The sequence below is a fragment of the Streptomyces sp. NBC_01077 genome (genome assembly GCF_045162855.1).
Lineage (GTDB): Bacteria > Actinomycetota > Actinomycetes > Streptomycetales > Streptomycetaceae > Streptomyces.
In genome coordinates, this window is sequence record NZ_CP108669.1 from 5,576,643 (window position 1) to 5,601,549 (window position 24,907).

The window sequence follows — 24,907 nt, forward strand, 5'->3', positions numbered from 1 at the left end:
GCGATCTTCGCGTACGGCCGCCCTTTTGAACACCCCCCGCCCCCCCGACCCTCGGACGTCGGGGCGTGACCCAGGCCACAGTCGATCCACCCCTCCCGCAGTACTCTGGTCGCATGCCCATGCTCGTACGCCGTCGCCACGTGGACTTCGTCCGCGTCACGAGCATGAGCTGTCGCCGCTCCGCCTGACCCTCCCGGGCACCACCACCGCCCCCCTGGGTCCCTCGTTCAGAGCTCAAGCCGACCGGCACCCGCGGCCCCCGCCCCACCCCTGGCGGCCGCCCGGGCACCCGTAGACCCCGCGGACGCATTCATGACTCGCAGCTCGTACTCCCAGCAGCAGCCCCTTCGGCAGCAGACCCTTCGGCAGCAGACCCTCCAGCAGCAGACCCGCAGCTCGTACGCCTCACAGCTCCCCATCGTCGACCTCTCCGCCGCCGACCGCGGGCCCCAGGCCCGGCGCCTGCTGCACGCGCAGCTCCACTCGGCCGCGCACGACGTCGGGTTCTTCCAGCTCATCGGGCACGGGGTGACCGAGGCCGAGACGCGGGCCCTGACCTCCGCGATGCACGCCTTCTTCGCGCTGCCCGAGGCCGACCGGCTTGCCATCGACAACATCAACTCGCCGCACTTCCGCGGCTACACGCGCATCGGCGACGAGCGCACCGCCGGCGCGCGCGACTGGCGCGACCAGCTCGACATCGGCGCCGAGCGCCCCGCGCGGACCCCCGCGCCCTGGGAAGCCCCGTACTGGTGGCTCGAAGGCCCCAACCAGTGGCCCGCCGTGCTCCCCGAGCTGCGGACCGCGGCCCTGCACTGGATCGAGCGGCTCAGCGGGGTCGCCGAGCGGCTGCTGCACGAGCTGCTCGCCTCGATCGGCGCGCCCGCGGACTTCTACGACGACATCTTCGGGCCGCGCGCCCACCCGCACCTCAAGCTGGTGCGCTACCCGGGCAGCAGCGGCGAGGGCGACGACCAGGGGGTCGGCGCGCACAAGGACTACGGCTTCCTCACCCTGCTCCTCCAGGACCAGGTGGGCGGGCTCCAGGTCCAGCGCGAGGACGGGAACTTCCACGACGTGCCGCCGCTGCCGGGCGCGTTCGTCGTGAACCTCGGCGAGCTGCTCGAAGTGGCGACCAACGGCTATCTGCTCGCCACCAACCACCGGGTCGTCTCACCGCCCGGGGCCACGGAGCGGTACTCCGTGCCGTTCTTCTACAACCCGCGGCTCGACGCCCGGATCAGCCCGCTGGTCTTCCCGTACGCGGAGACCGCGCCCGGCGTCACGGCCGACCCGGCGAACCCGCTGTTCGCCGAGTACGGCCGCAATGAGCTGAAGGGCAAGATGCGGGCCCACCCGCTGGTGGCGGCCCGTCACCACGCGGACCTGCTCCTGCATCCGGAGGCGCAGCCGGCGCTGTCGGCGTAGCCGGTACAGCCGTTACGGCTTCTGCGGAGCGCACGACGACGGCGGCGCGCACGACGACGGCCCTGACTGTGCGGGTCGGGCCGTCGCCGTGGCAGGTGGCAGGTGGAGGGGGCGGCAGGCGGGCTCAGCCCGCGATGTCCTCGTAGCCCTCGATCTCGCGCGGGTTCCGCTGGCCGGGGCCCGTGTAGAGGGCGGACGGGCGGACCAGGCGGCCGGTGCGCTTCTGCTCCAGGATGTGCGCCGACCAGCCGGCCGTACGCGCGCACGTGAACATCGACGTGAACATGTGCGCCGGGACCTCGGCGAAGTCCAGGACGATGGCCGCCCAGAACTCGACGTTCGTCGCCAGGACGCGGTCGGGGCGCCGGTTGTGCAGCTCCTCCAGGGCGGCCCTCTCCAGGGCCTCGGCGACCTCGAAGCGGGGCGCGGCCAGCTCGCGGGCGGTACGCCGCAGCACGCGCGCGCGGGGGTCCTCGGCGCGGTAGACGCGGTGGCCGAAGCCCATGAGGCGCTCGCCCTTGTCGAGGGCCTGCTTCACGTACGCGGTGGCGTCGCCGGTCCGCTCGATCTCCTCGATCATGCCGAGGACGCGGGAGGGCGCGCCGCCGTGCAGCGGGCCCGACATGGCGCCGACGGCGCCGGAGAGGGAGGCGGCCACGTCCGCGCCGGTGGAGGCGATCACGCGCGCGGTGAACGTGGACGCGTTCATGCCGTGCTCGGCGGCGGAGGTCCAGTAGGCGTCGACGGCCTTGACGTGCTTCGGGTCGGGCTCGCCGCGCCAGCGGATCATGAAGCGCTCGACGACGGACTCGGCCTTGTCGATCTCGCTCTGCGGGACCATCGGGAGGCCCTGGCCGCGGGCGGACTGGGCGACGTAGGAGAGCGCCATGACGGCGGCGCGCGCGAGGTCGTCGCGGGCCTGCTCGGCGGAGATGTCGAGGAGCGGCTTGAGGCCCCACACGGGTGCGAGCATCGCGAGCGCGGACTGCACGTCGACGCGGATGTCGCCGGAGTGCACCGGGATGGGGAACGGCTCGGCGGCCGGCAGGCCCGGGTTGAAGGCGCCGTCGACGAGCAGTCCCCAGACGTTGCCGAACGAGACGTGACCGACCAGGTCCTCGATGTCGACGCCGCGGTAGCGGAGGGCGCCGCCTTCCTTGTCGGGTTCGGCGATCTCCGTCTCGAACGCGACGACTCCCTCGAGTCCGGGTACGAAGTCGGACATCAGGCGGCTCCTCTATCGATGATCGATCAACCGAGTGGTGGTCGATGGTGGGGATTCAACAGTCGTCCAGCCCCAGAGTCTGTACGGTTCCGATGATGCGGGGAAGCGTGACATCCGGCACACTGCGCCGATTCGGCGAGTAAGGATTGATGGCACGCGGTGCCGGGCAAACTGAGGTGCTGCGGCAGGATGGCCCTCGTGACTGATCCCGTGACCGATCCCGCGAACGACTCCGCGAACGATCCCCTCACAGGCGTCGTGAACGACGCCCTGGATCCCGCCGACATGCGCGAGCAGTACCGCACCACCGAGCTGTCGGCGGCCGACCTCGCGCCCGAACCCATCGCGCAGTTCACCCGCTGGTTCAAGGAGACCGCCACGAACCCGGCGATCCACGAGCCGAACGCGATGATCGTCTCCACGGCCACCCCCGACGGCCGCCCGTCCTCCCGCACGGTGCTCCTGAAGCACTACGACCAGGCCGGTTTCGTCTTCTTCACCAACTACGACTCCCGCAAGGGCGCGGAGCTCGCGGCCAACCCGTACGCCTCGCTGCTCTTCCCCTGGCACCCGCTGGCCCGCCAGGTCATCGTCACCGGCCGCGCCGAGCACATCGGCCGCGACGAGACGGTCGCCTACTTCCGGACCCGCCCGCACGGCTCCCAGCTGGGCGCCTGGGCGAGCCGCCAGTCCTCGGTGATCGACTCCCGCGCGGAACTCCTCGCCCGATACGGGGAACTCGCCGCCCGCTACCCCGAGGGCACCCAGGTCCCGGTCCCGCCGGAGTGGGGCGGCATCCGGGTCGTCCCGGACGCGGTCGAGTTCTGGCAGGGGCACGAGAACCGCCTCCACGACCGTCTGCGGTACGTCCGCGAGGACGGCGGGGAGGGCGCGGAGGGCGAGACCTGGCGGGTGGAGCGGCTGGCGCCCTGAGCGGCCGCACCGCTCCCGTTCGCCCACCCGTCACCACATTCGTTTCCGCGATGCAACGATTTCGGTGAAGGTGATGTGCTCTGCGTCACGTTCCAGTTGAATGGCCGCAGCATGGGGGGGGGTGCCGGGATGAGTACTTTCACGGGGTCCGCGAGCGCGACCGCTTCCGTTCCCGGGGCGGGGGCCGATCTGCTGGCCGCGCTGCTCGACGGGATGGACGCGGCGCTCTGCGCGTTCGACGCCGACGGGACGATCACGCACTGGAACCGCGAGGCCGAGCGGATCCTCGGCTGGTCCGCCGCCGAGGCGGTCGGGCGGCGCGGGTTCGAGGGGTGGGCGGCGCGGAGCGCCGACGCCGAGGAGACACTGCAGCGGCTGATGGGGGCCATGAAGGGCCCCGGGCGGCAGGTCCACGAGCTGGCACTGCTCCGCAAGGACGGCGGCCGGGTGCTCGTACGGAGCCAGGCCGCCGGCGTACGAGGGGCGGACGGCGCCCCCGCGGGGGTGTACTGCGCGTTCAGCGAGGTCCACGTCCAGCTCGACCTGGAGCGGTCGGTGGCGCTCAGCGAGGCGCTGTTCGAGGACGCCTCCTGGGGTGTCGTCCTCGTGGACGCCGATCTGCGCCCCGCCATGGTCAACGGCCACGCCGCCCGCGCCTTCGGAACCGGGCGTACGGCCCTGCTCGGGCGCCCGCTGGGCGATGTCGTCGTGCACGGCGCCGAGGACCTTGAGGGCGCGATCCAGCACGTCCTGGCGGAGGGCACGCCGCCGGCGCCCGCCGAGGTGTGGGTGACGCTGCGGACGTCCACCGGGGAGCGGCGCCGGTGCTGGCGCAGCGGCTTCCTGCGGCTGTCCTCGCCGATGGCGGAGGAGCCGGTGCCGCTGGGGGTGGCCTGGCTGTTCCAGGACGTGACGGAGGAGCGGCTCGCGGCGCGCGAGGCGGACCGGCTGCGGTTCCGGTGGAGTCAGCTGCACCGGGCGGGCGCGGCGGCGGCGGAGTGCGAGGACCCGGCGGAGGCGGCGACGGTGCTGCTCGACTTCGCTCTTGCCGGGTTCGCGGACCACGCCCTTGTCGACCGGGTCGCGGGCGAGCGGCGCCTGACCCGGGCCCTGGCCACGCCGGGGGGCACCCCCGGCCCCGCCTCGCCGGTGGTGGGCGGCGGCATCCCGCTGCGGTACGGCCCGAGGCATCCGGCGCTCCAGGCCTGGGACCGGGTGGGCACGGTCCGCGCGAGCGCGGGCCGTACGGCGGAGGTGTGGGCGGAGGCCCACCAGTGGCCCGGCGACGCGGCCCACGCGGTGTGCGTGGTCCTGCGCTCCCGGGGCCGCACGCTGGGCGTGGTGACGTTCCTGCGGGCCGCGTGCCGCCGGCCCTTCGAGCGCGAGGACGTGGTCTTCGCGGAATCGGTGGCGTCGAGGGTGGCGGCGGCGCTGGACCTGGAGGAGCGGGCGTAGGCCTGGGGGAGTGGGAATCGGGCCTTGGGGGAGTGGGGGGAGGGCCTTGGGCCCCGCGGGCAGGGCCGAGGGCCCGGCGCCCCGAGCCCTTGGAACGCCTTAGTGCCGGTAGAAGATCCGGTCGCCGTACTCCGTCATCACGCGGCCGTTCCACTCGTGGCCGCCGTCGACGTTCCCGGAGCGCAGCAGCGGCGGCTCGATGCCGCGGCGGACGAGGTCCTCGGCGGCGGCGGCGAGCGTGGCCTGCATGAGCGCGCTGGTGACGACGGTGGACGCGGGTGCGAAGGGGGCCTCGATGCCCTCGTGGGTGAGCTCGGCGTCCCCGACGGCGATCCGGGAGTCGAGGACGATGTCGCAGTGGTCCTTGAGGTACGTCCCCGAGACGTGCCGGGACTTCGTCTCCGTCGCGTACGCCACCGAGGTGACGCCGATGACGGTGAGGCCGAGCGCGCGGGCGTTCATCGCCATCTCGACGGGCAGGGCGTTGCGCCCGGAGAGGGAGATGATGATCAGGACGTCCCCGGCCTTGGCGGGGGAGGAGTCCAGGACCGCGCCGGCGAGGCCGTCGACGCGTTCGAGGGCGGAGCCGAGCGTCGCCGGCATGACGTCGACGCCGACGACACCGGGGACGACGAGCAGGTTCATGAGGGCGAGGCCGCCCGCCCGGTAGACGACGTCCTGGGCGGCGAGCGAGGAGTGGCCCGCGCCGAACGCGAAGAGCCGGTTGCCGTTGGCCACGGCCTCGGCGATCGCGGCGCCCGCCTCGGCGATCTCGGCCGAGTCGCCGTCGCGCACCTGCTGGAGCAGGCCGATCGCGGCGTCGAAGAACTGTCCGGCCAGCTTGCTCTCGCCCGCGCTGTCGCCCATTCCAGAAGCTCCTTCTCGTCGCCGTCGCGTCGTCGCGTCATGTCGTGGTCGTGCCCTGGTCCTGCCCCGGTCGCCGATCACGGTGCGGTCTGGACCATTGCTCTGTCAATACCGCCTTCGCCCGGTGCGGCCCGGTTGTCGGCGCGATGCGTCAGAATTGGTGCAGGGCCAGCGCACGACTCATCGAGGGGCACGTATGTCCGGACTGATCGACACAACGGAGATGTATCTCCGCACCATCCTCGAGCTTGAGGAGGAAGGTGTGGTCCCCATGCGTGCCCGGATCGCCGAGCGGCTCGACCAGAGCGGCCCAACGGTGAGCCAGACGGTGGCCCGGATGGAGCGCGACGGGCTGGTGGCCGTCGCCAGCGACCGGCACCTGGAGCTGACGGACGAGGGCCGCCGCCTCGCCACCCGCGTCATGCGCAAGCACCGCCTCGCGGAGTGCCTGCTCGTCGACGTGATCGGCCTGGAGTGGGAGCAGGTGCACGCCGAGGCCTGCCGCTGGGAGCACGTGATGAGCGAGGCCGTGGAGCGGAGGGTCCTGGAGCTGCTGCGTCACCCGACGGAGTCGCCGTACGGGAACCCGATCCCCGGTCTCGAGGAGCTCGGCGAGAAGGCGGAGGCGGAGGCCTTCCTCGACGACACGATGGTGTCGCTCGCCGAGCTGGACGCGAGCGAGGGCAAGACGGTGGTCGTGCGCCGGATCGGCGAGCCGATCCAGACGGACGCCCAGCTGATGTACACGCTGCGGCGCGCGGGCGTGCAGCCCGGCTCGGTGGTGTCGGTGACGGAGTCCGCGGGCGGCATCCTCGTGGGCAGCAGCGGCGAGGCGGCCGAGCTGGGCGCGGATGTCGCGGCGCACGTGTTCGTGGCGAAGCGCTGACGGGCTGAGGCAGGGAGAGGCGCTGACGGGCTGATTCGCTGACGCGCTGAGGCCGGGTTTTCGCCGGATCTCGTGGGAAGGGTGCCCCGTCGGTCGTCGAGTACGACGACCGGCGGGGCACCCTTTCGCGTCTCCGGTCGTTCTCCGTGCGCCCCGGTTTACGCCGGAATGGCTACGCCCGCGCCCTCGCCGTGCCACGCTGGGGCGGAGTGGTGCGATATCGGGGAGGGGTGGGGCCGTGCAGCAAGCGGATGTCGTGCGTCGTATGCCGTCTGCCCCGGTGTCCCGCGCGCCCTGGACAGCAGAGCCCCGGACAGCAGAGGGCCCCGGCGCCTTTCGGCGCCGGGGCCTGTCCTCCCCTGTGCTGACCTGGAGCCCCGAGCTCTCAAGGTCAATCCCCTCGGACCGTTTTCCCCGAGCGGTCCGCCTCCCGTTCAAGATCTCCCCTCGGCAGCGGCCGTCAACCCTTGAGCCCTGTCACTCGAACGAGGGGTGTTGCGCGGCAGGAGCGCATTTTCGAATGCAAGTTCGATAGTCTGGCGAGGTTCGACGGCAAGAAGAGGGGGTGCCAGGGATGGCGCGACGACTCGACGTCACCGGGGCCGACGGCGTACGGCTGGCGGCTTGGGACTTCACGCCCGGGGCCGCCCCGCAGACCGGCCCCGGGGTCTTACTCCTTCACGGTCTGATGGGCCACGCCGCCCACTGGGCCCCTGCGATCAGCCGCCTCACGGAAGCGGCGGCCCACCCCGGCGTCCGCGCCCCCGACACCCAGGCCTTCGACACCCAGGCCTTCGATACCGGAGTCCCCCGCCCCGGCGCCCCCGCCCTCACCCTCCCCGCCCCCGAAGCCCCCTCCGTCCCCCAGCCGCGCCCCCGCACCATCGCCCTCGACCAGCGAGGCCACGGGCACAGCGACAAGCCCCCCGCCGCCGCCTTCACCCGCGAGGCGTACGTGGCGGACGCGGCGGCCGCCGTCGAGCAGCTCGGCCTCGGCCCGGTCACCCTCATCGGCCACTCCATGGGCGCCCTCACCGCCTGGCAGCTGGCCGCCGAGCGCCCCGACCTCGTCCACGCCCTCGTCATCTGCGACATGCGTGCCTCGGCGCTCGGTGCGGCCTCGCAGCGCGAGTGGCGGGACTGGTTCCGCCGCTGGCCCGCCCCGTTCCCGTCGCTCGACGCCGCCCGCCGCTGGTTCGGCGAGGAGGACCCGTGGGTCGAGCGGCCCAACCCCGCCCGGGGCGCCTTCTTCGCCGAGGTGATGGCCGAGCACCCGGACGGCTGGCGTCCGGTGTTCGACCCGGAGCAGATGCTGACCTCGCGCGAGACCTGGGTGCACGACGCCCACTGGGAGTCGCTCGCCCAGGTCCGCTGCCCGACGCTGGTCGTCCGTGGCCTGGACGGCGAACTGGGCCGCGCCGAGGCGCAGGAGATGGTCCGGGTGCTGCCTCACGGGGCGTACGCGGAGATTCCCGACGCCGGCCACCTCCTCCACTACGAGCACCCGGACGCCTGGCGCGAGGCGGTCGGTCCCTTCCTGAACGGGGTCCTCACGTCGTAGACCGTCCCGGCCTCGTGGACCGCCCGACCTCGTAGGCCGTCCCGACCCCGCAGACCGCCCTGACCTCGGAGGACAGGGTTCGGGCGGCGAGGTCGGACCCTCCCGTCGGACGCGCGCGCAGGGCAAGGTACGGTCCCTCTCGCGGCGCGTCCGAGGTCTTCTCCGCGCCGCCTCAGGGAGGGAATGAATGCGCACATCTCTGCTGCGGCGCCTGGCCACGGTGGCCACGGCGCTGGGGCTCAGCTCCGTCGGGTTCCTCGGTGCGGGCGCGGCGCCCGCGCAGGCCGCGGTCAGCGACTGCCCGTCGGGCTACTTCTGTGCCTGGAAGACCGACAACGGCACCGGCACGATGTACAAGACGAACACGAACGTGGCGACGCTCGGCGGCTGGGACAACACGTTCCGGTCGGTCGTGAACCGCACGAACAAGTACGCCTGCCTGTACGACGACGCCAACCACGGCCTCGACGGCATGGTCGGCGTCGTCTACCCGAGCCCCTCGGGTTCCGAGTGGGGCGGCCCGGGCAGCAACTCCGTCAGCTCGCTGAAGTTCGTCCCCACCGAGCGCGAGTGCGCCATGGACCCGTACCCGTACTGGTACGCGAACCAGGCCCCCGAGGCGGCAGGCTTCGGCGACATGAACGCCGACCGGACGGCTGACGTCGTCGTCCGCGACAAGGCGGGCCGGCTCTGGTTCCTGCCCGGTGACGGTTCGGGCAAGCTGATCGGCACCGGCGGCTGGAACGCCATGAACACCCTCACGCGGCACGGCGACTTCAGCGGCGACGGCCGCGAGGACGTCATCGCCCGTGAGACGGCCACCGGCAAGCTGTGGCTGTACCCCGGCACGGGGAACGGTGCGATCGGCACCCGCAAGCTGATCGGCAGTGGCGGCTGGAACGCCATGAACAGCATCACCGCGTTCGGTGATCTGTCCGGCGACGGCCGCGCGGACCTGCTCGCCGTCGAGAAGGCCACGGGCAAGCTGTGGCTGTACCCGGGCACGTCGACCGGCGCGCTCGGCGCGCGGAAGATGATCGGCAGCGGTGGCTGGAACGGAATGAACGCCCTGACCGCGTCGGGTGACATGAACGGCGACGGCAAGGCCGACCTCGTCGCCCGCGAGGCCTCCACCGGCAAGCTGTGGCTGTACCCGGGCAAGGCCGGGGCCGTCGGGACCCGTGTCCTGCTCGGCAGCGCCGGCTGGAACGTCATGGCCTCGCTCCTCGCCGTCGGCGACCACGACGGCGACGGTCACAACGACCTGGCCGCGATCACCAACAGCAGCTACGTCTCCAACGTGTTCCGCGGAGACGGCGTCCTGGTCCTCTACTCGGGCACGGGTACGGGCAAGATCGCGTCGGGCTTCCCGGAGACCGACTCCTGGTGGAGCCTCAACGGCGCGTTCTGATCCAGCGTGTTCTGATCCGGCGACCTTGATCCGGCGACCTCGATCCGGTGAGTCCGATCGGTGAGTCCGATCCGGCGAGTTCGATCGAGTGAGTTCGGCCAAGTGAAGGCCTCCGCCCCGCAGTTCCCGGGTGGAGGCCTTCGCTGTGCCGAAGCCCGGACCGGCGCCCGTACCATGATCGCTCCATGACAACCGACCCGGAGGTCGCCCCATGTCGGAGCCGTCCCGTCGTACGGTCCTGCGCAGCATCGGCGCGGGCACGGGCGCAGTCGCCGCGTCCGCCGCGTGGGTGCCGTCGGCTGCCGCAGCGCACCCCACCACGACGGCCGGGGACAACCCGGTCGTACGGGAGAACCGCGCACCCGGCTCCGACCAGTGGGCCGTCGGCTGCGCCGAGACCCGCGGGGTGGACCCGCACCGCCCGCAGATCCAGGGCCGTGCGGCGCGGGACTCGGTGGCCCCGGGGGAACCCCTCCGCCTCCACCTGACCGCACCCGGCGCCGAGTCGGTCACGGTCGCGATCTACCGCCTCGGCCACTACGGCGGCGCCCGGGCGCGCCACCTGCTGACGGAGACGGCGACGCCGGGGCTCTGGTCCCGCGCGATCCCGGCGACCTGGGTCTCGGGCCTCTACCTCGCGGTCCTCACGACACCCGCCGGCCACCGCGCCCACACTCCCTTCGTCGTCCACGAACCGGCCCGGAACTCCGCCCTCCTGCACGTCGTGTCGGGGGAGCCGGGCGCGGACGCGAGCGTGGGCCGCTGGCTGGAGGAAGAGGGCTACGACGTCACGTACGCCACGGCCGCCGACCTCCGCGCGCGCCGCGTCGACCCGGCCCGCGCGAAGGCGGTCGTGACGGCCGGCACGGCCGTACGCGGCCCCCGTGTCGTCCACCTCGACCGCCCGTCGGCGCTGAGCGAGCCGGGCCGTACGAAGGAGACGGCCCGCCGTGCGGCGGCGGAGGCCCTGGAAGCCGTCGGGGTCAGCAGATCCAGAAGCTGACGTCGGCGCCGATCCAGCCCTTGAAGCCGCGGTCGTCGTAGAGCGTCACCCAGCCGTCGGCGGTCACCTCAAGGCGTACGGTCAGCGGCTGGCCCGTCACGTACGCGCCGGAGACCACCCCGACCAGCCGCTGGGTACGGTTCGGCCGGGCCCGCAGGGGCAGTTGGAACAGCTGCTGCGTGCTGGCCCAGGCCTTGCCGTCGATCTGGTCGAGCGAGAAGTGCAGGAACACCTGGTCGCCGGAGAGCCGGTACTGCGGCTTGTAACTGGCGCTGTTCGGCACGAACGCGGCGGTGTTGAACGGGACTTCCGTCCACGTCCCGTTCCCCGGGTGCGGGTACCGCGCCGCCTGGAAGGTCCGCGCGCCGGACGAGCCGCCGGAGAAGCCGAAGGCGAGCGTGGCCTGCGGGTCGCCCGGGCTGTTCTCGTACACGCACAGCCCTTCGGGCTCACGGTCGGACAGCGAGGCGAACGCCGTGATCGTCACGTCCTGCACGACCCTGCCCGTCGCCCAGTCCGAGCAGGTCAGCGTCGTGACCGCGCCGGGCTCCTTGTCCGGCTTCCCGTAGTACGTGTACAGGTGGTCGCCGAGACTCGCGTACCCCTGGAGGGTCCGGCCGGACGCGGTGAACGGCATGGTCGCGAGGGGCGTGTACGTCCCCGCCACGACGGCGTCCAGGTCGTACCGGTCGATGCCGCCGACGCCTTCCTCGGACTTGATGTCGTTGGACTGCCAGCGGTAGATCAGCTGCCGCCGGTTCGGGTCGATGGTCGCGGACACCCGGTACGCCCCCGTCGTACGGGGCCGGTGGAAGGTGACGACGGATGCCGGCGCGGTGGTGTCCGAGGCGTCGACGGTGGCGTCCTTCTGCCACGGGATACGGGCGAGTCCGGTGGCCCACCCGCCGCTCGGCAGCGCGTCGGTCCACAGGAAGACGGCGCCGCCGGTCCGCTCGACGCCTATGTTCGCGCCGTGCCCGGCGCGCTCGATGTGCATGGAGTCCACGAGCACGCCGTCGGCGGTGAGCCGCGAGACGAGCAGCCGGTCCTGGTCGGCGGGGGTGATGTCCCGCTGGCACACGTACCAGTACTGGTCGAAGGACTCCCAGAAGAACGACTGCGCGACGCTGCCCTGGGAGGCGAGCGTGGCGCCGGAGAGCAGGGTGGGAGTGACGGCGGAATCGAGTCGGATCATGTGACGGCCCCCTCAAGATCGGCAAGAGAGCCCGAGACTACGGCCCGGTCTCTCTTCCTTCCCGCCGACCCCGCTGACGGACAGGTCAGTCCCACTGCTCGTCGGCGAGGGAGCTGACCGGCTGCGGCTTGCCGATGACGGCCAGGGCGATGAAGAAGTTGATCTGGCCGATCGCGATGGTCAGGGTGGCCAGGGCCTTCTCGTCGTAGTGCTTCGCGACCTCGGCGTACAGCTCGTCGGAGACGCGCTCCCTGCCGTGCGGGGCGGGCTGGAGGGTGGCCTCCACCAGGGCGAGGGCGGCGCGCTCGGCGTCGGTGAAGTACGGGGCGTCCTGCCAGGAGGAGACGGCGGTGATGCGCTCCTCGGACACCCCGGCCTTGCGCAGGAAACCGGTGTTCAGGATCGTCAGGTAGGTGTTGCCGACGATCTGACCGGCCCGCAGGTGGACGAGGCTCATCGTGGTGCGCGGCACCGAGTGGTTGCCCGTGGCCCGGAAGAGGGCGGCGCTGATGTCCTTCAGCTCGGGCACGAACTCGCCCGGGTTGGGCATCCGGGAGATGGAGGGGGTGGAGGGGGAGGTCGTGTTCGTCATGGCTGGTCTCCTTCGTTCTGGCGCTTCGGCCTCGTTGGCGTCTTCACAGCACTGACGGAGCCGCGCCCGCGGATGTGACGGGAAACCGGAAAGATTCTTCTGACGCGCTCCGGCCCTCCGAAGCGTGGTGCGAACGTGCTGGCCGTGTCGCACGACGATGTCCGAATCCCGCGAGCACGACGCGCCTCTGCTGATCACGCTGGAGTCATGACGATGCCATCCACTGCAGACCCCGAGATGGTCCTCACCGGTATGTACGCGGCTGAGGCCGAATATCTGGCGGCCGGAGGCCCTGGCGAGGCTTCGTTCGACGTGCTCGCCCCCTTCTTCGCTCCGAATGTCGAGCTGCATCAGGCGGACGCCCTGCCGTACGGGGGTGCTTGGCGGGGGCACAAGGGAATGGCGCGGTTCTTCCTCGCGATGGGACAGGTCTGGGAGACGTTCGACATGGTGGAGCAGGAGTTCCTCGCCACCGGCGAGACTGCGGTCGTGCTCACTCAGGTCCGTGCTCGCGCGCGGGCGACCGGCCGTGAACTCAGCTTCCCCATCCTGCAGACGATCACGGTCAAGGACGGGCAGATCACCGAGGTCCGTCCGTTCTACTGGGACACTCAGGCCATCGCCGACGCCTGCGGCGGGTCCGCGCCGACAGGCTGAGGCCGACAGTGCATCCCCGACCGGTCACGTACAACTCTCGCGCCTCCTCATGAGTCTGATGGAACGGTATGTACGCGTGTGCGTACGGTTCGATCTTTCTGAGGGGAAACGCGTGACTTCACAGGCGGCACGTTCGGCACAGCACCGGCTCTCCATCGCGATCACGGCCGTCCTCGCCATCACGGCGGGTACGGCGCTGGCCTCCGCGCCGACGGCCGGCGCCGCCCCGGCGGGCGCCGCTCCCCTCACCGCCGTCGCCGCCGCGGCCGACCGCGCGGACGCTCCTGCCGTGGCCGAGCTGCCGGTCGGCACGGAGATCGCCGGCGCCGGGCCGAACGGGTTCCTCGCCACCACCGAGCATTCCAGGGAGGGCGACACCTCGTACGACTACCGCTGGTATCGCCCGGACGGCACGTCCACCCTCCTCGCCGAGGCCTTTTCCGCCGTGACGGTCCGGCGCAACGCCGCCGTGTCCGACATCGTGACCCTCACCGACACACACCGTGAGCGCGAGTTCCGGCTCCACGACATGTCCGCACCCGCCGGCACCGCGCCGGTCGTCTTCGACCTGGACGAGCTGAGCGGGCCGGGACTCACGTACGAGCACGTCGCCACGGTCGGCTCGACGCTCCTCGTCCAGGTGACGACGGCGACAGGGGCGCACGAGTACCACCTCCTCGCCAAGAGCGGTGACACCGTCACCGATCGCCGGGTCACCGGGCTGACCGCCGCCGGCGTGGACGACGTCCGCGCCACGGCGGACACCGCGCTCCTCTGGTACCGGGCGGTGGCGGCCGACGGGAGTTCCGGGCCGGCCCTCGCCACCCTCGACCTGGCCACCGCCACCGTCGGCACCGCCTATCCCGTTCCCCAGCACGTCAGTTGGTGGGACACCTCCGCGATCGACGCCGAGCGCCTGGTCTGGTGGCGGGACAGGACGACCCTCGTCGTGACCGACCGGGCCACCGGCGCCCAGAATCCGATCACGCTCAGCCGGGCGGACACCCCGTACGCCGGCCTCCTCGGGGACTGGATCGTCTACGGCACGAGGACGGCAGCCGGCCAGGGCTTCGCCGACGACCCGCTGCTGCCCCTCGTGGCGCGCCCGTCGGCCGGCGGCGACCCGGTGAAGGTCCTCGACCACGTGTCGAGCCTCGTGGCGGCCGAGAGCGGCAGCCTGCTCGTGCGCGGCGGCACCGTCGAGAAGGGCGAGGGCATCTACCGGATCACCCTCGGCGCCGACCGCAGGCCGGCCGCCGAGCTGATCGCCTCCACCGGTGAGGACACCGCCCTCACCCCGAAGGGGACGAACATCGGCCCCGTCGTCGACCTCGATCCGCGGAACAACCGGATCGAGCTGACCTGGAACCTGTCCCATCCGCGCTTCACGGGCGAAGTGAACCTGATCCACAAGAAGAGCGGCCGCCGGTACCACCAGACCTTCGTGTCGGACCACGGGAACAGTTTCGCCTTCGTCTGGCGCGGGAACTTCGCCTCCTCCGAGACCGACCCCGGCTCGGCCGCGTACAACGGCGACTACCGCTGGGAGTTCGATGCCGCGCCGATGAACGGCATCGGCCCCGACCTGCACGCGACCGGCGACTTCAAGCTCGTACGGTCCCCCAAGGTCCACGACTTCAACGACAACGGCTCGGCGGACCTCCTCGCCCGCGACTCCCGGGGCAACCTGCGGCGCCTCGACACCGTCAACGAGGTCTGGAGCAGCCACCTCCTCCCGTCCGGCGCCCCGGTCTCCGTCGGCTCCGGCTGGAACGGCTACCGCCGGATCGAGTCCGTCGGCGACGTGGCCGGCACGAAGGCCCCGGACGTGATCGGCGTCGACGCGAGCGGTGTGCTGTGGCTGCACCCGGGCACGGGGGAGGAGCAGGCCCCGCTCGCCCCGCGGGTCAGGATCGGTGGCGGCTGGCAGGTGTACGACAAGCTCGCGGGCGGCAGCGACCTCGACGGGGACGGCCGCGCCGACCTGATCGCCGCCGACACCGCGGGCGACCTGTGGTTCTACAAGGGCACGGGAAACCCGAAGGCGCCGTACGCGCCCCGGAAGAAGAACGGCTTCGGCTGGGGCGTCTACAACCAGCTGACCGCCGTCGGCAACATCGCCGGAGGCCCCGCCGGAGACCTCGTCGCCCGCGACAGGGCCGGCGCCCTCTGGCTCTACCTCGGCAAGGGCGACGGCACCTTCGCCGGCCGCGTGAGGATCGGCGGCGGGTGGAACCAGTACAGCCACCTCGTCGGCATCGGCGACGCGACGATGGACGGCCGCCCCGACCTGTACGTCTTCGGCCCGAACAACACGTCGTACGTCTACGCCGGTACGGGTGACTGGCGCGCCCCGTTCGCGGTGAGGACCCCCACCAGGGTCCTCACCGACACCACCCTGGGCTTCGACGAGGTTCTCTGACAGACCCCCTGGCGGTCCTCTTCTCAGGGCCGCCAGGCATAGCGGATGTCCGGCTCGCGCTCCTCGTTGCGCAGGCCGTCGGTCCGCTCCTCCGCGACGAAGCCGTGGCGCTCGTAGAACCTCTGCGCCGGTGCGTTGACCTGGAACGTCCACAGCTGCAGCCCCTCGGGCCGCTGCCGCTTGGCCAGCTCCATGAAGCGGTCGCCCAGCCCCCGGCCGCGCCACGACGGGTCGAGGTAGAGCTGCTCCAGGTCGCCGTCGTCGAGCACCAGGAGCCCCACCACGCCGGCCTCCCCGGCGACCGCCACCCACGTCTCGTACTGCGGCACGACGACGTGGGTGAACCAGCTCCGTACTGCGTCGTCGTCGTGTGCGCGGCGCACGGTCGGCAGCGCGGCGGTGAAGGAACGCAGCCACACATCGGCTGTCGCGGTCGCGTCGGAGTCGTCCGCACGCCGAATCTCAAGGTCATCAGAGTTCACAGAGCGCGACGATCGCAGGCGGCGGCGCCGCGCGCACCTGAATTGAACCGCAGCCCCCCAGCCCGAGGTCCGTAGTCCGCGGTCCGCAGCCCGCACTCGGTGTTCAGGGGCGGTCGGGTCCGCGATAGGGGAGTGTCTCGCTGTAGACGACGCTGGTGGTCGTGCTGCCGAAGCCGGCCAGCTCGTCCACGAGGGTCTCCAGATGTTCCATGGAGGTCGCGGCCACCTTCAGGGTGTAGCAGTCGTCGCCCGTGGTCCGCACGCACTCCAGGATCTCCCGTCGCTCGGCGAGCAGCCGGCGCAACGGCTCGTGGCGGTTGCCCGGGTACTTCAGGCGGACCACGGCGAGCACGGGATAGCCGACCTTGGCCAGGTTCACCACGGCCCGATAGCCGGTGATGACGCCCAGCGACTCCAGATTCCGCACCCGTTCCGTGGTGGCCGACGAGCTGAGTTTCACGCGCCGGCCCAGTTCGCTGAGGGAGATGCGGGCCTCCTGCTGCAGCAACTCGATGATCGCCCAATCGAGTTCGTCAAGATTCGCGGCCATACCGCGATTCTACCGGCAGAACCACGGGAGAAGGCGGGTGGAACCGGGAGAGTTCGGTTCTGTTTTCCGTGATCACGGGGATAGTCTCGAATCATGCAACTTGGCGTCAACGTACCGAACTTCGGGCCCGGAACCGATCCCGGCGTGCTCCGCGAGTGGGCGCGGACAGTGGAGGGGCTCGGCTTCGACCTGCTCATGGTGTCGGATCACGTGGTCGTCACCCCGGACGTGGCCGAGCGGTACCCGGAGCCGTTCTACGAGCCGTTCACCACGCTGTCCTGGCTGGCCGGGATCACCACCCGGCTGCGGCTGGGCACCACCGTCCTCGTGCTGCCGTACCGGCATCCGCTGCTGGTCGCGCGCATGGCCACCAACCTCGGCCGGCTCAGCGGCGGCCGGTTCGTCCTGGGGGTCGGCGTCGGCTGGGCGCGTCAGGAATTCGACGCGCTCGGCGTGCCGTTCTCCCTGCGCGGCCGGCTGACCGACGAGTACCTGGGCACCCTGCGGGATGCCTGGCGCGCGCAGGACGAGAGCGGTGGTTCTTCGGTACCCGTCTGGGTGGGCGGCAACAGCGAGGCGGGCATCCGGCGGGCCGTCAGGTTCGGCGACGCCTGGCACCCGCTGAGGCTTCCGCTGGCCCGGATGCGCTCGGCCCTGGCGGACCACATGCGGCCGGACCACGCGCCGACGGACCACCCGCCCGCAGCCAACCCGCCGGCGGACCGCGTGCGGCCGGACCACCCGCCGGCGGGCCGCCCGCTTCCGGCGTTCGCGCCCCGTATCGCCCTGCGGCTGACCGCCACTCCCGTCGACGACCCCGAACGGCCTGCCGGTGTCGGCACCATCGAGCAGATCCTCGACGACCTCGACCAACTCCGCCTGCTCGGCGCCGATACCGTCGTGCTCGACCCGTACCACGGAGATCCGGAGGAGACCCGTCGGCCCCACGTGGCCTGGCAGGCGCTCACCGCCGTGGCCACCCACTGGAGGACACCATCGTGATCAGCCCCGCCGACGAGACTCTCCTGCGGCGCGCCATCGGCATCGCGGCCCGGGCCGTCACCCTGGGCGACGCGCCGTACGGTTCCCTCCTCGCGGGCCCGGACGGCGCGGTCCTCGCCGAAGCCCACAACACGGTGCGCCGCGACGACGACATCACCGCCCACCCGGAACTGAAGCTCGCCCGCTGGGCGGCCCGCGAACTCGACCCGGAGACGGCCGCCCGCACCACCCTGTACACCAGCTGCAAGCCCTGCGGCATGTGCGCCGGCGGCATCGTCCGCTCCGGCCTCGGCCGGGTCGTGTACGCGCTCTCCACCGAGCAACTCGTCGAACTCAACCCGCAGTCGGGCGACTGGCCGACGGTGACGCAGGACGGCCCGGCCCTGTTCGACGAGGCGCGCGCCCCGATCGACGCCTACTACCGGCCGTGACCTTCGTCCTTAGTCACTGAGGCCGTCGGCCGAACACCTCGAACAGCCGGGTCAGGCTGTCCTCCTGATAGCCCGCGGCCGCCGCGCGCCGGAACGTCTCCAGTACGGCGGCGGGCACCGTCGGGTCCACGCCCGAGTCCCGCGTCGTGTGCACGACGTGGTCGAGGCTCGCCACGGCCATCGAGATCCGGTCGACGTCGCCGCCGTGCTCCCCCGCCTCGATCCGCGGCGTGTAGAAGTCGAGGAACTGGCCCATCCCGGTCAGCGTCTCGGTCGCGTACGGCTTGATCTCGGAGAGGCCGATGCCGTTCGCGTCCGCCAGCGCCGCCATGTGCAGCCAGGCGGTCAGGGTGGTCCAGAAGAGGTCCATCTGCAGCTGGTAGTAGAGCGCGGCGAGCCCCGGGTCCTCGCCCCGGTGGTCGGTGTCGGTGAGCACCTTCAGAAGACCCTCGTACTCCTCGAAGAGGTCCCGGGGGCCGCTGTAGTAGGTGCCGGACTCCGTCGAGCCGATGCCGGACGGCGGCGTCTGGACCCCGCCGGTGAGGTGGCGCGCCCCGTGCTTCGCCGCCCAGGCGGCCCCCTTGCGGGCCTCCTCAGGGGTGTCCGAGCTGAGGTTGACGAGGACGCGGCCGTCGAGCGCGGAGACGGCGGGCTCCAGGATCGCGTACATCGCGGCGTAGTCGGTGAGGCTCAGCACCACGGCCTCGTTGGCCTTCAGTGCCTCCTCGACGGTGGCGGCGCGGACCGCGCCCCTGGCGACCAGTTCGTCGGCGCGGCTCGCGGTGCGGTTCCAGACGGTGACTCGGTAGCCGGCGTCGAGGTAGGCCCCGGCCATGGCCCGGCCCATCGGTCCGAGGCCGATGACGGTCACGGACGAATGGTTCACGGCAGACGTGCTCACAGAGATCTCCCCGAGAATCGGAATCAGCAGCGCATCGCTAGAACGAACGCTCTATCTAGTCAGGAACGTAGCACAGGGCTAGAACGATCGCTCTAGTTCGGTACTGTGGTGGGGTGAAGACCAAGGCCCCGCATGATCCCGAGACCGCCGGAACCCGTGAGCGGATCGTCCGTACGACCTCACGCCTGATGCAGCGCCAGGGTTACGAGGGCACCGGCATCAAGCAGATCTCCCGCGAGGCGGGGGCCACGCTCGGCTCCGTGTACCACTTCTTCCCCGGCGGCAAGCAGGAGCTCGGTACGGCCGCGGTGCGGCTCGGCGACGAGGAGTTCACCGAGTTCCTGACCGCGGCGCTCGACGCCGAGCCCGAGCCCGAGAAGGCCCTCGTCGCACTCACCGTGTCCCTCGCCGAAGGGCTGCGCGACTCGGACTGGCTCGACGGCTGCCCGGTCACCTCCACCGTCGTGGGTACGGCGACCAGCGCCCCCGGGATCCAGGAGGCGGCGGCCGAGGCGTTCGCGCGCTGGCGGGCGGTGGTCGCGCGGAAGCTCGGCGAGGCGGGCTTCACGGAATTGGAAGCCGACGAGCTGGCGCACACGGTGATCGCGACACTGGAAGGCGCCGAACTGGCGGCCCAGGTCGCCCGCAGCGTCACGCCCCTGGAGGTCGCGGGCCGGCACCTGGCCCGCCTGGTCGCCTCGTACCGACCGGCCTAACGTTGGTCCATGCTCACGATGCCGACACGGGTTGAACTGCACCCGCTCACCCTCTCCGACCAGGACGAGTTCTGCACGCTCGTGCGGGCCAGCTCCGAGCTGTACGGGCCGAGGATGCAACTGCCCGCGACCGCCGAGGAGTTCCAGGTCTGGATGCGCCGCTTCGACGACGGCACCAACCAGGGCTTCCTGATCCGCGTCCGGGAGACCGGCGCAGCCGCCGGCACGGTCAACATCAACTCGATCATCCGGGGCCGTTACCAGGGCGCGTCCCTCGGATACGCCGCCTTCGCCCCCTCCGCAGGGCGCGGGTACATGACCGAAGGGGTCGCCCTCGCCCTGCAGTACGCCTTCACCGACCTGCGGCTCCACCGGATGGAGGCCAACATCCAGCCGACGAACAAGGCATCCCTGGCCCTGGTCCAGCGGTTGGGCTTCCGCCACGAAGGGGTTTCGCCCGCCTACCTCTACATCGGCGGGGCCTGGCGGGACCACGAACGCTGGTCCATCACCGCCCCCGAGCCCTGGACGCCCGATCCGTCCCTCCCCGAGTTCTGAGCCGCACGGCGCCGCTTGCGACACCCGTCGGCGACAGGAGGGAGACGCAGGTCACAATCGGCGATGTCACATCGCGTCGAGCCCATTCCGTCCTGGGGGTGTAGTCACCGACCACCACGGAGGAGCTCGTCATGAGTGCACGTCTGAACATGTTCGCCAGCCCGGTCGCCATCAAGGCCTGGAAGCACATCATCGCGGCCAACAAGGCGATCGCGGAGGGCTCGTCGCTGCCCGCCGCCACCCAGGAGCTGGTGAAGATCCGCGCCAGTCAGATCAACGGCTGCGGCATGTGCCTCGACATGCACACCAAGGACGCTGCCGCGGCCGGGGAGACCTCGCTCCGGCTCCACTTGGTCGCCGCCTGGCGGGAGGCCACCGTTTTCACCGACGCCGAGCGGGCCGCCCTGGAGCTGACCGAGCAGGGCACCCGCCTCGCCGACGGGTCCGGGGTCACGGACGAGGTCTGGGACAACGCCGCAAAGCACTTCGACGACGACCAGCTCGCCGCCCTGGTGTCCCAGATCGCGATCATCAACGCGTTCAACCGTGGCAACGCCATCACCCGGCAGCCCGCCGGCGACTACCAGCCCGGCCAGTACGCGTAACAGCGATCCGCTTCGACTGACGGGCTCGGGAGCCGGCCCCGACACGACCTAGTCGCCCGGCCGCTCCGGCTCCGTCACCTGCAGCGGGTGCTTGACCGCGCCCGGGTTCGAGGCTCCGTGTCCGGTGATGCCCATGTCGTCGGCGGCCATGCTGCCGAGCGAGGGCCCGGCGCCGAGGCCGACGACGATCGCGGTGAGGCCGAGGAAGAGCAGCACGCCGTTGAACGAGTCCGTGGTCCACATCGCCACGACACCCCCCACCCCGGCGACGATCAGGCCGAGCGACGTCCAGGCCAGCGCCCGGAAGAGGCGCTGGCGGCGCCGGGTGGATGCCACGCTGTGGACGCGGAAGCGCAGCCGGTCACCGCAGGTCGGGCAGGTGATCTCCTTGACGAAGGGGGCCCTGCCGTCGGCCGGCCGCTTGATCTCGGTGGGATGCCGGGCGTACGTCCAGCCGGTGCCGGCGGCCGTCGCGGTGGCGAGGAAGGTGTTCCGGTGCCACAGCTCGGCACGCTGGATCTGCTCCACGACCCTGGGCATCGGAACTCCCTCTTGACTTGCGGCAGTTGGGCGATCCCGTTCATCCTTCCGCATGCCTTCGGAGGCTGTCCATGGCGATGGCCCGCCCGGACGAACCGAGCGGGCCATCGACGTGTGTACGTACCGGCATTGCGAACAGCGTCGCGAACTACCCCTTGCTGACCGCCGCCAGGATCTCCGGCAGCCGCCTCACCGTGCGCGGCGCCGCCACCTTCAGGCCCGCCCACACGAGGAGCGCGCCGTAGAGCGTGCCGGCCGGGAGCAGGAGCCAGAGCAGGGACTCCTGGTCGGAGACGTGGAGGTAGATCGTCGCGCCGATCAGCGGGGCGCACAGCAGCGGGGCCGTGAGCATGCCGCCGAGGATCGAGATCCACGCCAGAGCGCCCTGCCCCGGAGCCACGTTCTTGTAGCCGCTGTCCTGTGGGATCGAGTACGGGAAGGCGGCCGAGGTCACCGAGCCCGTCGCCAGCATCGCGCCGAGCAGGGCGAGCGCCAGGCCGACGGCGTCCGGGAGCCGCGACCAGTCGCCGAGGATGGCGACCGTGAGGACCGTGACGAAGACCGCGTACGGGAGGGTGATCATGAGCAGGGCCAGGGCCCGCGCCCGGAGTTCGGCGTACGCGTCGGCCGCCGTCGAGATGGTCTGGGCGACCATCCAGAACGCCGAGGTGTCCTGTCCGAACTGGTTGTACATCAGCATGCCGAGCATGCCGGAGGCGAAGCACGCCCAGTAGATCGAGCCCGTGCCCTGGAGCGCGTTGACGAGCGGGACGATCAGGCCGAGGGCGAGCGAGGTCACGGCCCCGGCCTTCGTCTTCGGGTCGCGCCACAGGTAGCGCAGGCTGCGCTCCATGACCGCGCCCGTGCGCCCGTCCGGCAGGATCCGGCCGAGCAGCCCCGTACCGTCGGACTTGTCACGGACGCCCGCGTCGGAGGCCGCGCCGATCGTGGAGCCGTCGGGCTCGACCATCAGCCGTACCAGACTCCGCTGCCACCAGTACCCGAGCGCCACGAGCGCGGCCGCCGTGAGCAGCAGCCGGACCGCCGCCACCGCGTAGTCGCCGTTGCTCGCCGCGTCCACGGCGCCGATCGCGGCGGCGGGCGGCAGCCAGCCGACGACGGACGCCGCCGGTTCGATCGCGGTCAGCCCGCCGGGCTGGCCGAGGCGCTGGGCGCCGAAGTTCACGAGCTGCATGCCCACGGCGATGATCAGACCGCTGAGCAGTGCCAGGTCCCGGCCCTTGCGGGAGGTGAGCAGCCGGATGTTGGCGGCGGCCACGGCCCGGGACAGTGCCACGCACGTGACGGTCACGAGGGGGACGGCGAGGACGGCGACGAGCGTGCCGGCCGCGCCGTGTGCGACGGACAGGGCCGCGCCGGACACCAGGAACAGGGTCAGGACGGGGCCGACACCCACGAGCGAGGCCACGAGCAGGGCCCGGATCAGCGGCCGGGGCCGCAGCGGCAGCATCACGAGCCGCGAGGGGTCGAGGGTCTCGTCTCCGCTGGGCACGAACAGCGGCATCACCGTCCACGCGAGCGCGGTCACCCCGGTGAGGAGGATCGCGATCGTGTCGGCGTCGGCGTTGCCCCGCAGAAGGGCGAAGGACAGCACCATCCCGGCGGCGAAGAGCAGCCCGAAGACGATCGAGACGATGTACGCGGCGGTCCGCCCGCCCGACTGCCGCAGCCCGTTGCGCAGCAGGCTCAGTTTGAGCCGCACGAAGACGGAGGTGAGGGAGGGGACGGGGCCGGTCGTGGCCGTGGTGCCGGTGGTGGTCGTGGCCGGGAAGGCGCTCATCGCGTACCCGCCCCGCCGCCCAGCCAGTCCAGCGAGTCCCCGGCCGCCTCGCGCCCGTTCGCGCCGACCAGTTCCAGGAACGCGGCCTGCAGCGAGGGCGCGTCGCCCCGTACCTCCGCGAGTGTGCCCTGTGCGCGGATCCGGCCCGCGGCCATCACGGCGACCCAGTCGCAGAGCGACTCGACGAGTTCCATGACGTGGCTGGAGAAGACGACGGTGGCGCCGGAGGAGGTGTACCGCTCCAGGACACCGCGGATGGTCTGCGCGGAGACCGGATCGACGCCCTCGAAGGGCTCGTCGAGGAAGAGCACCTCGGGGTTGTGCAGGAGCGCCGCCGCGAGTCCGATCTTCTTCCGCATACCGGTCGAGTAGTCGACGACCAGCTTGTTCTGCGAGCCGGTCAGGTCGAGGACGTCGAGGAGCTGCGCGGCCCGCTTGTCGACCTCGGCGCCGGGAAGGCCCCGCAGCCGCCCGCTGTACGCGAGGAGTTCACGGCCCGAGAGGCGCTCGAAGAGCCGCAGGCCCTCGGGCAGGATGCCGATCCGGGCCTTGACCTGGGCGACCGACTCCGGGTCGGCCCATACGTCGTGCCCGGCGACCAGGATGCGTCCCTGGTCGGGGCGGAGCAGGCCGGTGATCATGGAGAGGGTGGTGGTCTTGCCGGCGCCGTTGGGTCCCACGAGCCCGATGAACTTGCCGGCGGGCAGCACCAGATCGATCCCGTTGACCGCGATCTGCTGGCCGAATCGTTTCCACAAGCCCTCGACACGCACGGCGGGCGCCGCACCGTGTCCGGGTGCGGCGCCCGCCTTGTCGAACGCTCCGTCGTATGCCTGGTCAGGCATGGTCCTTCAACCCCTAGGTCGTCCCCGTGTGTACGGGCCCCACCCTACGGGCGGGGCCTGTTCGGGACCCAGGGTCATGACGTGCGGCTTCTCGCCTCCGCCGCTTCCCGGCCACATGCGTACGCGAGGGCGCTGATCAGCTCCTCCGCGTCGGGGAGCCAGCGGTTCGCCGGGGTGGGGCGCCGGGCCCACTGCACCGCGCCGCAGCCGCCGATCCGGGTGGGCGGGGCCGCCACGTAGTGGCCCTCGCCGCGCGTGGTGAGGTCCATGGCGGCCGGGACCCAGCCGAGCTTGCGGACGAGGTCCGGCACCTTGGCCGCGGCGCCCGGCAGCACGAAGAAGAACATCCGGCGGTCCGGGGTGCAGGTCACCGGTCCGAGCGTGAGCTCCATGCGCTCCATCCGGGCGAGCGCCAGGAACCCGGCCGACTCGGGCACCTCGATGGCGTCGAACGTACGGCCCGTCGGCAGCAGGATCGACGCCTTCGGCTGCTTCGACCACATCCGCCGGGCCCCGACCCCGCTGCCGGTCGCCTGGGTCGACCAGTCGGGCCTGACCGCGTGGGCGCCGGGCACGGCGCACGCGTCCGCGCCGCAGGAGCAGCGCTCCCGGCCCTCGACGGCCTCCAACCAGGTCCCGGGAAACACGTCCCAGTGCCGCTCTTCCGCGTACCGCACGGCGCTGTCCAGCAGCTGCTCGCCTCGCTGCTTGGGGATCTGTGCGGCTTCCGTGACTCCGATGGTCTCTTCCACGTGGAACACAACTTCCCCCGTCACCTGGGGTTACGGCCAGGGCGTGGAGCGGTGTGAGGCATCGATCCTGCACGCGGGGCGCATCGGTG

At 71.7% G+C, this 24,907-nt stretch carries 25 protein-coding genes; 14 read left to right on the forward strand and 11 right to left on the reverse strand.

Annotated elements, in window-relative coordinates; all coding sequences use genetic code 11:
- The first annotated feature begins 312 nt into the window (after positions 1-312).
- Positions 313-1,428 (forward strand): isopenicillin N synthase family dioxygenase, encoded by a 1,116-nt coding sequence (locus OG462_RS25275; RefSeq protein ID WP_406060970.1) that lies wholly within the window; start codon positions 313-315, stop codon positions 1,426-1,428.
- 124 nt (positions 1,429-1,552) lie between these two features.
- Here the strand turns inward: OG462_RS25275 and OG462_RS25280 are convergent, their stop codons facing one another.
- Positions 1,553-2,653, reverse strand: a complete 1,101-nt coding sequence (locus OG462_RS25280) for a citrate synthase 2 (protein ID WP_406060972.1) — start codon at positions 2,651-2,653, stop codon at positions 1,553-1,555.
- A gap of 189 nt (positions 2,654-2,842) precedes the next feature.
- Between OG462_RS25280 and pdxH the strand changes: the two genes are divergently transcribed.
- Entirely contained in the window at positions 2,843-3,586 is a 744-nt protein-coding gene (gene pdxH / locus OG462_RS25285; RefSeq protein ID WP_406060974.1) for a pyridoxamine 5'-phosphate oxidase, read from the forward strand.
- A gap of 129 nt (positions 3,587-3,715) precedes the next feature.
- Complete coding sequence (locus OG462_RS25290; protein WP_406060976.1) at positions 3,716-5,041, forward strand: PAS domain-containing protein; 1,326 nt, start codon at positions 3,716-3,718, stop codon at positions 5,039-5,041.
- A gap of 99 nt (positions 5,042-5,140) precedes the next feature.
- Here OG462_RS25290 and OG462_RS25295 read toward each other — a convergent pair whose 3' ends face one another.
- Positions 5,141-5,908: an SIS domain-containing protein gene (locus OG462_RS25295; protein WP_266895072.1), complete on the reverse strand. Its 768-nt coding sequence runs from the start codon at positions 5,906-5,908 to the stop codon at positions 5,141-5,143.
- Positions 5,909-6,104: 196 nt separating this feature from the next.
- On the opposite strand from OG462_RS25295, the gene OG462_RS25300 reads away from it, so the two are divergent.
- The 4 genes from OG462_RS25300 to OG462_RS25315 all read left to right on the forward strand — a co-directional run bounded on the left by OG462_RS25300 (position 6,105) and on the right by OG462_RS25315 (position 10,769).
- Entirely contained in the window at positions 6,105-6,794 is a 690-nt protein-coding gene (locus tag OG462_RS25300; RefSeq protein WP_406060977.1) for a metal-dependent transcriptional regulator, read from the forward strand.
- 574 nt (positions 6,795-7,368) lie between these two features.
- Positions 7,369-8,355 (forward strand): alpha/beta fold hydrolase, encoded by a 987-nt coding sequence (locus OG462_RS25305; protein WP_406060978.1) that lies wholly within the window; start codon positions 7,369-7,371, stop codon positions 8,353-8,355.
- 187 nt (positions 8,356-8,542) lie between these two features.
- Positions 8,543-9,766 (forward strand): FG-GAP-like repeat-containing protein, encoded by a 1,224-nt coding sequence (locus OG462_RS25310; RefSeq protein ID WP_406060980.1) that lies wholly within the window; start codon positions 8,543-8,545, stop codon positions 9,764-9,766.
- A 211-nt stretch (positions 9,767-9,977) separates the two neighbouring features.
- A complete protein-coding gene (locus OG462_RS25315) occupies positions 9,978-10,769 on the forward strand; it encodes a N,N-dimethylformamidase beta subunit family domain-containing protein (RefSeq protein ID WP_406060982.1) in 792 nt (263 codons plus the stop codon).
- Here the strand turns inward: OG462_RS25315 and OG462_RS25320 are convergent.
- Together OG462_RS25320 and OG462_RS25325 are read right to left on the reverse strand one after the other, a co-directional pair.
- The gene (locus tag OG462_RS25320; protein ID WP_406060984.1) at positions 10,750-11,964 is read right to left on the reverse strand and encodes a hypothetical protein; all 1,215 of its coding nucleotides are present in this window, start codon (positions 11,962-11,964) and stop codon (positions 10,750-10,752) included. The genes OG462_RS25315 and OG462_RS25320 overlap by 20 nt on opposite strands.
- 85 nt (positions 11,965-12,049) lie before the next feature.
- A complete protein-coding gene (locus tag OG462_RS25325) occupies positions 12,050-12,556 on the reverse strand; it encodes a carboxymuconolactone decarboxylase family protein (RefSeq protein ID WP_406060986.1) in 507 nt (168 codons plus the stop codon).
- Between the two features lie 207 nt (positions 12,557-12,763).
- Between OG462_RS25325 and OG462_RS25330 the strand changes: the two genes are divergently transcribed.
- Positions 12,764-13,213, forward strand: a complete 450-nt coding sequence (locus tag OG462_RS25330) for a nuclear transport factor 2 family protein (protein ID WP_406060988.1) — start codon at positions 12,764-12,766, stop codon at positions 13,211-13,213.
- 112 nt (positions 13,214-13,325) lie between these two features.
- A complete protein-coding gene (locus OG462_RS25335; RefSeq protein WP_406060989.1) occupies positions 13,326-15,635 on the forward strand; it encodes an FG-GAP repeat domain-containing protein in 2,310 nt (769 codons plus the stop codon).
- Positions 15,636-15,658: 23 nt separating this feature from the next.
- On the opposite strand, the gene OG462_RS25340 is transcribed toward OG462_RS25335, so the two are convergent.
- On the reverse strand, positions 15,659-16,117 hold the full coding sequence (locus OG462_RS25340; RefSeq protein ID WP_406060991.1) for a GNAT family N-acetyltransferase: 459 nt from the start codon (positions 16,115-16,117) through the stop codon (positions 15,659-15,661).
- Positions 16,118-16,220: 103 nt separating this feature from the next.
- On the reverse strand, positions 16,221-16,667 hold the full coding sequence (locus tag OG462_RS25345) for an Lrp/AsnC family transcriptional regulator (RefSeq protein ID WP_406060992.1): 447 nt from the start codon (positions 16,665-16,667) through the stop codon (positions 16,221-16,223).
- 93 nt (positions 16,668-16,760) lie between these two features.
- Between OG462_RS25345 and OG462_RS25350 the strand changes: the two genes are divergently transcribed.
- Both OG462_RS25350 and OG462_RS25355 read left to right on the forward strand, forming a co-directional pair.
- Positions 16,761-17,669 (forward strand): LLM class flavin-dependent oxidoreductase, encoded by a 909-nt coding sequence (locus OG462_RS25350; RefSeq protein ID WP_406060994.1) that lies wholly within the window; start codon positions 16,761-16,763, stop codon positions 17,667-17,669.
- Positions 17,666-18,100 (forward strand): nucleoside deaminase, encoded by a 435-nt coding sequence (locus tag OG462_RS25355; RefSeq protein ID WP_406060996.1) that lies wholly within the window; start codon positions 17,666-17,668, stop codon positions 18,098-18,100. The genes OG462_RS25350 and OG462_RS25355 overlap by 4 nt, the downstream gene beginning before the upstream one ends.
- Positions 18,101-18,113: 13 nt before the next feature.
- Here OG462_RS25355 and OG462_RS25360 read toward each other — a convergent pair whose 3' ends face one another.
- Complete coding sequence (locus OG462_RS25360) at positions 18,114-18,986, reverse strand: NAD(P)-dependent oxidoreductase (RefSeq protein WP_406060998.1); 873 nt, start codon at positions 18,984-18,986, stop codon at positions 18,114-18,116.
- Between the two features lie 128 nt (positions 18,987-19,114).
- On the opposite strand from OG462_RS25360, the gene OG462_RS25365 reads away from it, so the two are divergent.
- From OG462_RS25365 to OG462_RS25375, 3 genes are all read left to right on the forward strand, one after another.
- Positions 19,115-19,717, forward strand: a complete 603-nt coding sequence (locus OG462_RS25365; RefSeq protein WP_406060999.1) for a TetR/AcrR family transcriptional regulator — start codon at positions 19,115-19,117, stop codon at positions 19,715-19,717.
- Positions 19,718-19,726: 9 nt separating this feature from the next.
- On the forward strand, positions 19,727-20,275 hold the full coding sequence (locus OG462_RS25370) for a GNAT family N-acetyltransferase (RefSeq protein WP_406061001.1): 549 nt from the start codon (positions 19,727-19,729) through the stop codon (positions 20,273-20,275).
- A 131-nt stretch (positions 20,276-20,406) separates the two neighbouring features.
- Entirely contained in the window at positions 20,407-20,880 is a 474-nt protein-coding gene (locus OG462_RS25375) for a carboxymuconolactone decarboxylase family protein (RefSeq protein WP_406061003.1), read from the forward strand.
- A 48-nt stretch (positions 20,881-20,928) separates the two neighbouring features.
- Here the strand turns inward: OG462_RS25375 and OG462_RS25380 are convergent, their stop codons facing one another.
- The 4 genes from OG462_RS25380 to OG462_RS25395 all read right to left on the reverse strand — a co-directional run bounded on the left by OG462_RS25380 (position 20,929) and on the right by OG462_RS25395 (position 24,827).
- On the reverse strand, positions 20,929-21,420 hold the full coding sequence (locus OG462_RS25380; protein ID WP_406061005.1) for a hypothetical protein: 492 nt from the start codon (positions 21,418-21,420) through the stop codon (positions 20,929-20,931).
- Between the two features lie 148 nt (positions 21,421-21,568).
- Positions 21,569-23,221: a transporter gene (locus tag OG462_RS25385; RefSeq protein WP_406061007.1), complete on the reverse strand. Its 1,653-nt coding sequence runs from the start codon at positions 23,219-23,221 to the stop codon at positions 21,569-21,571.
- Positions 23,218-24,066, reverse strand: a complete 849-nt coding sequence (locus OG462_RS25390) for an ABC transporter ATP-binding protein (protein WP_406061009.1) — start codon at positions 24,064-24,066, stop codon at positions 23,218-23,220. The genes OG462_RS25385 and OG462_RS25390 overlap by 4 nt, the downstream gene beginning before the upstream one ends.
- Before the next feature lie 74 nt (positions 24,067-24,140).
- Entirely contained in the window at positions 24,141-24,827 is a 687-nt protein-coding gene (locus OG462_RS25395) for a bifunctional DNA primase/polymerase (RefSeq protein WP_406061010.1), read from the reverse strand.
- Positions 24,828-24,907 lie beyond the last annotated feature (80 nt).

Coding starts and splice junctions, on each gene's coding strand:
- OG462_RS25330 (WP_406060988.1), top strand. CDS start 12,764: ATGACGATGCCATCCACTGCAGACCCCGAGATGGTCCTCACCGGTATG.
- OG462_RS25370 (WP_406061001.1), top strand. CDS start 19,727: ATGCTCACGATGCCGACACGGGTTGAACTGCACCCGCTCACCCTCTCC.
- OG462_RS25310 (WP_406060980.1), top strand. CDS start 8,543: ATGCGCACATCTCTGCTGCGGCGCCTGGCCACGGTGGCCACGGCGCTG.
- OG462_RS25290 (WP_406060976.1), top strand. CDS start 3,716: ATGAGTACTTTCACGGGGTCCGCGAGCGCGACCGCTTCCGTTCCCGGG.
- OG462_RS25295 (WP_266895072.1), bottom strand. CDS start 5,908: ATGGGCGACAGCGCGGGCGAGAGCAAGCTGGCCGGACAGTTCTTCGAC.
- OG462_RS25350 (WP_406060994.1), top strand. CDS start 16,761: ATGCAACTTGGCGTCAACGTACCGAACTTCGGGCCCGGAACCGATCCC.
- OG462_RS25300 (WP_406060977.1), top strand. CDS start 6,105: ATGTCCGGACTGATCGACACAACGGAGATGTATCTCCGCACCATCCTC.
- pdxH (WP_406060974.1), top strand. CDS start 2,843: ATGGCCCTCGTGACTGATCCCGTGACCGATCCCGCGAACGACTCCGCG.
- OG462_RS25380 (WP_406061005.1), bottom strand. CDS start 21,420: ATGCCCAGGGTCGTGGAGCAGATCCAGCGTGCCGAGCTGTGGCACCGG.
- OG462_RS25280 (WP_406060972.1), bottom strand. CDS start 2,653: ATGTCCGACTTCGTACCCGGACTCGAGGGAGTCGTCGCGTTCGAGACG.
- OG462_RS25390 (WP_406061009.1), bottom strand. CDS start 24,066: ATGCCTGACCAGGCATACGACGGAGCGTTCGACAAGGCGGGCGCCGCA.
- OG462_RS25305 (WP_406060978.1), top strand. CDS start 7,369: ATGGCGCGACGACTCGACGTCACCGGGGCCGACGGCGTACGGCTGGCG.
- OG462_RS25275 (WP_406060970.1), top strand. CDS start 313: ATGACTCGCAGCTCGTACTCCCAGCAGCAGCCCCTTCGGCAGCAGACC.
- OG462_RS25375 (WP_406061003.1), top strand. CDS start 20,407: ATGAGTGCACGTCTGAACATGTTCGCCAGCCCGGTCGCCATCAAGGCC.
- OG462_RS25320 (WP_406060984.1), bottom strand. CDS start 11,964: ATGATCCGACTCGATTCCGCCGTCACTCCCACCCTGCTCTCCGGCGCC.
- OG462_RS25345 (WP_406060992.1), bottom strand. CDS start 16,667: ATGGCCGCGAATCTTGACGAACTCGATTGGGCGATCATCGAGTTGCTG.
- OG462_RS25385 (WP_406061007.1), bottom strand. CDS start 23,221: ATGAGCGCCTTCCCGGCCACGACCACCACCGGCACCACGGCCACGACC.
- OG462_RS25325 (WP_406060986.1), bottom strand. CDS start 12,556: ATGACGAACACGACCTCCCCCTCCACCCCCTCCATCTCCCGGATGCCC.
- OG462_RS25315 (WP_406060982.1), top strand. CDS start 9,978: ATGTCGGAGCCGTCCCGTCGTACGGTCCTGCGCAGCATCGGCGCGGGC.